This window comes from Ancylomarina sp. (assembly GCF_041555295.1).
Classification (GTDB): Bacteria; Bacteroidota; Bacteroidia; order Bacteroidales; family Marinifilaceae; genus Ancylomarina.
Window position 1 is genome coordinate 1 of record NZ_JBFFKR010000210.1, and the last position, 5,961, is coordinate 5,961.

The 5,961-nt window shown below is 36.9% G+C and carries 7 protein-coding genes and 1 pseudogene; 6 read left to right on the top strand and 2 right to left on the bottom strand.

Annotated features, from left to right (window positions below):
• The first annotated feature begins 21 nt into the window (after positions 1-21).
• From ABY905_RS12950 to ABY905_RS12965, 4 genes are all read left to right on the top strand, one after another.
• Entirely contained in the window at positions 22-381 is a 360-nt protein-coding gene (locus ABY905_RS12950) for a four helix bundle protein (RefSeq protein ID WP_372644541.1), read from the top strand.
• A 311-nt stretch (positions 382-692) separates the two neighbouring features.
• Positions 693-1,562, top strand: a complete 870-nt coding sequence (gene rfbD / locus ABY905_RS12955) for a dTDP-4-dehydrorhamnose reductase (protein ID WP_372644543.1) — start codon at positions 693-695, stop codon at positions 1,560-1,562.
• Between the two features lie 276 nt (positions 1,563-1,838).
• Positions 1,839-2,045, top strand: a complete 207-nt coding sequence (locus ABY905_RS12960; protein WP_372644545.1) for a sugar nucleotide-binding protein — start codon at positions 1,839-1,841, stop codon at positions 2,043-2,045.
• An 86-nt stretch (positions 2,046-2,131) separates the two neighbouring features.
• Positions 2,132-2,509 (top strand): GxxExxY protein, encoded by a 378-nt coding sequence (locus ABY905_RS12965; protein ID WP_372644547.1) that lies wholly within the window; start codon positions 2,132-2,134, stop codon positions 2,507-2,509.
• 132 nt (positions 2,510-2,641) lie between these two features.
• On the opposite strand, the gene ABY905_RS12970 is transcribed toward ABY905_RS12965, so the two are convergent.
• Together ABY905_RS12970 and ABY905_RS12975 are read right to left on the bottom strand one after the other, a co-directional pair.
• On the bottom strand, positions 2,642-3,037 hold the full coding sequence (locus ABY905_RS12970) for a class II SORL domain-containing protein (protein WP_372644549.1): 396 nt from the start codon (positions 3,035-3,037) through the stop codon (positions 2,642-2,644).
• Positions 3,038-3,207: 170 nt separating this feature from the next.
• Positions 3,208-3,837 carry a peroxiredoxin gene (locus ABY905_RS12975; protein ID WP_372644551.1) on the bottom strand — a complete coding sequence of 210 codons (630 nt, stop codon included), beginning with the start codon at positions 3,835-3,837 and terminating at the stop codon, positions 3,208-3,210.
• A 372-nt stretch (positions 3,838-4,209) separates the two neighbouring features.
• Here ABY905_RS12975 and ABY905_RS12980 point away from each other — a divergent pair.
• Both ABY905_RS12980 and ABY905_RS12985 read left to right on the top strand, forming a co-directional pair.
• Positions 4,210-5,466, top strand: a pseudogene (locus ABY905_RS12980) (malic enzyme-like NAD(P)-binding protein); the annotation flags it as partial.
• On the top strand, positions 5,467-5,961 hold a 495-nt coding region (locus ABY905_RS12985; RefSeq protein ID WP_372644553.1), incomplete at its 3' end, for a phosphate acyltransferase.

The window sequence follows — 5,961 nt, forward strand, 5'->3', positions numbered from 1 at the left end:
AAGATAAAAGGCTAAAGTGAAATGGAAAAAAGAAAGGAAAATGACTTGCAAGGCCGATTATTTCGATTTTCTGTTGATACAATCAAAGGAGTAAGGAATCTTCCAAACTCACGAGAGTATCAAGTAATTTCCTATCAGTTACTCAAAGCCTCTACATCGGTAGGGGCAAACTATGAAGAAGCACAAGCTGCTGTTTCTAAAGCTGATTTTTCAAACAAAGTTGGAATCTCACTAAAAGAAATAATGGAAACTAATTATTGGATAAGAATAATTATTGAAATTTCAGATGAGAATACGAATTGGATAAGTTTAGAATCAGAATCTAAAGAATTAATGAAAATACTAGGCTCGATATATCCTAAAAGCTCAAAGATTAGATAAACTTTTTACTTTCCTTATTTTAACCTTAAATTTCCTTTATCCTTGTCAAACTTTATCCTTGTTTTCCTTTAACCTTTAACCTTGTCAAACTTTAACCTTGTTTTCCTTTATCCTTTAACCTTGTCAAACTTTATCCTTGTTTTCCTTTAACCTTTAACCTTGTCAAACTTTATCCTTGTTTTCCTTTAACCTTTATTCTACCTTAGGCAATAGCTCTAGGAAAAAAACGTTCTAGATTTTAATAGGTATCCTTTCCTTTATCCTTTTTTTGTACTTTAACCTTTATCCTTATCAAACTTTATCCTTCATATATGAAAATACTCATCACTGGTTCTACGGGCCAATTGGGATCCGAAATAAAAGCGCTTAGTTCTACTTATCCCGAATTGGAATTTGTATGTCCTAGCTCTAAAGAACTTGATATTTGTAATCAAGCTCAATTGAACGATTTTGTGAAAGATCAGGGTTTTCAGGGCATCATCAATTGTGCAGGCTATACAGCCGTTGATAAAGCTGAGCAAAATGCCGGTATAGCTGGTCTGGTAAATGCCAAGGCTGTGGGGCATTTAGTCGCTGTAAGCCAACGGTATCAGCTCAAACTGATTCATATTTCTACGGACTATGTCTTTGATGGAACGGCAAATAGACCCTATACCGAAAGAATGCCAGTTTGCCCTTTGAGTGCCTATGGCAAGACCAAACGTGCAGGCGAAATGGAAATTATGCATTCTCCATCCAACTCGATTATTATCAGAACATCCTGGATGTATTCTTCCTTTGGGAATAATTTTGTGAAGACCATGTTACGTTTGGGAGAGGAGAAAGATACTTTATCTGTTGTTTACGATCAAATTGGAACACCAACCTATGCGAGAGATCTGGCTCAAGTCTGTTTGGATATTATAAGCAAACCAGGCCGTATTGACACAAAAGGGAAACTGTATCATTATTCCAATGAGGGAGTCGCTTCCTGGTACGATTTTGCCCAGGCCATTATGGAGATGGCAGATATTGATTGTAAGTTAAATCCTATTGAGTCGAAAGATTTTCCAACAGCAGCCAAACGCCCTGCCTATTCAGTTCTGAATAAAGCCAAGATTAAAGCTGACTTAGGAATCGAGATTCCGCATTGGCGTGTATCTTTAGCTGAATGTTTGAGACTTTTAAATAAATCCCAATAAGTATAAAATTAAGGCTCTATTATTATTATAAGTTATTTTCTTTCTTCTTTTTGCTTGATAAAAAAGAAGCAAAAAATCAAGACTGCGGCATTCGCTGACCCATCACGGTTTAAAGTCTAAATAGCATGAACTCGCTTCGCTCAGACAGCATGCTATTTTTAACGTCTTTTTTACCTATGGGGCCCCAGCTGCCATTGCCGAGGTCTTTTCCAGGTGCTAAAGTTTGAAAACTTTAGTTTTTTTTGCTTTAACCTTTATCCTTGCTTCACTTTAACCTTGTTTGATTTTGCCCAGGCTATTATGGAGATGGCAGATATTGATTGTAAGTTAAATCCTATTGAGTCGAAAGATTTTCCAACAGCAGCCAAACGCCCTGCCTATTCAGTTCTGAATAAAGCCAAGATTAAAGCTGACTTTGGAGTCGAAATTCCACACTGGCGTATATCGCTTAAAGCTTGCCTGTCAGTAATTAAAAATATTTAAAACCACAGATTATACAAATTTTATTGTTTAAATTGAAACAAATTAAGAACCACTAATTAACACTGATTTCCACTAATTATTTTATTATGAATAGTGATAATAAGTTTAAGCAAGAGTGCTACGATATTGTTGGTTTATGTATGCATGTACACTCTGAATTGGGTGCCGGATTCTTGGAAGGTGTATATCAAGAAGCCCTAGAGATAGAATTGGTTAAATCTAATATAGATCACATAAGGGAATGTCAAATCGAGATAAGCTACAAAGGTGTTATATTAGACAAGAAGTATTATTCTGATTTCTTGTGTCATGATGAGATAATAGTTGAACTAAAGACTGTGAAATCTTTAGATGATAATCATATGGCACAACTCATGAATTATATGAAGGCCACAAACAAAAAAGTTGGTTTACTTGTTAATTTTGGAGCTAAGAGTCTCGAATATAAAAGAGTTATATATTAGCGAAAAAATTAGTGTTCATTAGTGACAATTAGTGGTTTAATTTAAGATTTTTGACTGTCTAACTTTTAAGGCTAAAAAAAGCTCTACTGTTATTAAAACATTAGAGCTTTTTTTGTATTCTAGTTAAGTCGATTAGGCTTCTACAGCAACTTTTTCTACTTCAACAATTTTCTCATCCGAATGCCAAAGACCGTGCTTGGTACAGAAAGCAGCTGCAGTCAACTTCATTTTTTTACCAGGAACGATATAGAAATCGACCTCAGCCTGATTAGGCGTGTTACCAAGTGCGCCAGCAGTGAAGTTAGTTTGAGCTAACATGTTTTCACCATCCCAAAGTTGTACCCAGGCAATATAATGATCGAAATCGTCTGGATGTGGATAGGCATCACCAACTTTTACTTTTACAGTGAATTTTTCACCAGCCTTAGCTGAATCTTCGCAATGTAAAAATGCTGAGTGACGATCGATATAATCTTTTTTTCCTTCTCCCGCGATTGTTGTAATATCCTGGTATCTGTTAATCTTCATAGTTTTGTTTATTGTACTTGGAGATACGACCTTATTGATTCTGAGAAAATTCTGTCTGATAATTAAAGAATCTAATAAAAGCGTATCTCCTTGAAATGTTTTTTTGATTAATTTTTATATCGTATCGATTTTGTGAATCGTACTATTCCTTTGTAAAGCTAAGGAATTATTTACTTACTTAAGTATTCCGAAACACCTTCTTGAGTGGCTTGCATGGCTTTTTCACCCTTAATCCAATTTGCAGGACAAACTTCACCGTTCTCTTCGAAATGTTGCAAAGCGTCAACCATTCGAATAGCTTCATCAACACTTCTTCCCAATGGAAGATCGTTGATTACAGAGTGACGAACAATTCCTTTTTTGTCGATAAGGAATAAGCCACGGTAAGCTACGGGAGCTCCAGTTATGACTGCATTACCTTCTTCATCGTAATCGTAGTCTGCAGCTAAAACACCAAAGTTTTCAGCAATAGTTTTAGAAAGGTCAGCTACCAATGGATAAGTCACACCTTTAATACCACCTTTGTTTCTCTCTGTGTTTAACCATGCAAAGTGAGAGAATTCTGAGTCTACAGAACAACCCACAACAGCTACATTGCGTTTTTCGAATTCCTCAAGTTTATCCTGGAAAGCGATTAGCTCTGTTGGACAAACAAAAGTAAAGTCAAGTGGGTAGAAGAAGAAAACAACTTCTTTTTCACCTATAAATTGGTCCAATGAGAAACCTTCAGTGATTTGATTTCCGTTTAATACTGCGTTTGCCTGAAATGCAGGTGCTTTTCTTCCGATTAATGATTGCATTGTATTTAGATTTTAAGATTTATAACTCTTTTATTGTTTATGCTTACAAATGTATATAGGGAGACTCTAACAGCCAAATTATATTAATCAATAATCTTTATCTCCATATCGATAAATTTAATGCCTGATGGGTACTTGTATGATTATGAGAACGACTAAAAATAAGAAGTCCTTAAGTTAGTGAAATCATTACAAAAAGGAAAGACATATTTCCTGATTTATACCTAGATTTGCGAAATATTTGAGGGCTTTATTTTTCAGATCATCTTTAGACATAAAGGTGATTTAAACTGAATACTAATTGACCTTAGAGATATTTTCCAAACTTAAAATCGCCCATCTATTGGGTAAAAAACAACACACAAAACAGTTATGTCAAAACAAAAGTCAACTGACGCATTAAATTATCATTCAGAAGGACGCCCTGGGAAAATAGAAGTTATCCCTACAAAACCTTATAGAACTCAACGTGATTTATCTTTGGCCTACAGCCCGGGAGTTGCAGAGCCTTGTCTTGAAATTGAAAAAAATCCTGAAGACGCCTATCGTTATACAGGAAAAGGAAACCTTGTTGCCGTTATCTCTAATGGTACGGCTGTGCTAGGTCTAGGAAATATCGGTGCTCTGGCTGGTAAGCCGGTTATGGAGGGAAAAGGATTATTATTTAAGATTTTCTCTGATATTGATGTCTTCGATATTGAGGTCGATGAGACTGATATCGAAAAATTTATACAAACTGTAAAGGCGATTGCTCCAACCTTTGGAGGAATCAACCTTGAAGATATTAAGGCTCCTGAATGTTTCGAAATTGAGGAGAGATTGAAAGCAGAATTGGATATACCAGTGATGCACGATGATCAGCACGGAACGGCGATTATTTCAGCAGCGGGTTTATTGAATGCTCTTGAAATTGGAAAGAAGAAGATTGAAGATGTAAAAGTTGTTGTCAATGGCGCTGGTGCAGCTGCTGTTTCTTGTACTAAATTATACATTTCATTAGGTGTGAAGCCTGAAAATGTGGTGATGTGTGATAGCCGTGGTGTTATCAATGCGAAGCGTACTGGCTTGAATAAGCAGAAAAAGCAATTCATCACTCAAAGAGATTTAACAACTTTAGCTGAGGCTGTAGTTGGATGTGATGTCTTTCTAGGTCTTTCTGTTGGTGGATCTATGACGAAGGAAATGGTAGCCTCTATGGCTCCAAACCCTGTTGTATTTGCACTCGCTAATCCAGATCCGGAAATTGGTTACGATGAGGCTATGGCCGTTCGTGACGATATTGTGGTTGCTACAGGTCGTTCTGATTATCCTAATCAGATTAATAATGTATTGGGATTCCCCTATATTTTCCGTGGTGCGCTTGATGTAAGAGCGACTGCGATTAATGAAGAAATGAAAATAGCTTCGGTTCACGCTATTGCTGAGTTGGCAAAAGAGCCCGTTCCAGAGTCGGTACATGCGGCATACGATGAAGCGAATATTACTTTTGGTAAGCATTACATCATTCCTAAAGCGATGGATCCTCGTTTGGTTTCACGAGTTGCTGTGGCCGTTGCTAAAGCTGCTGTTGATTCAGGCGTTGCTCGTAAGACAGATATGGATTGGGATGTTTATGCTGAAGAGTTGAAGATGCGATTGGGAACAGAAAATGAGTTGCTTCGTACCATTTTTAATAAGGCGAAGAAAGCACCTAAGCGTGTCGTATTCCCTGAGGCAAACAACTTTAATATTCTTAAGGCGGCTCAAATTGCGCTTCACGAAGGAATTGCACAACCCATCTTATTGGGGAATACCGAGAATATTCAGCTATTGGTTAAAGAACATGATCTTGATTTAGAAGGAGCTGAGATTATTGATATCCGTTCGGAAGCTGAGCGTGAGAGAAGAACACGTTATGCGGATATCTTATGCGCTAAGTTAGGTCGTAAAGGATTGGTCCATAAAGAGGCTGTTGAGAAGATGTTCGATCGTAACTATTTTGGTGCAACTATGGTTGAATCTGGTGATGCTGATGCTTTTATCTCAGGATATGCAACCCGTTATTTCGAGACACTTAATATTGCTGAAAAAGTAATTGGTAAGGAAGAAGGAATGAATTCGCTGGTTGGAATGAATATTGTGATG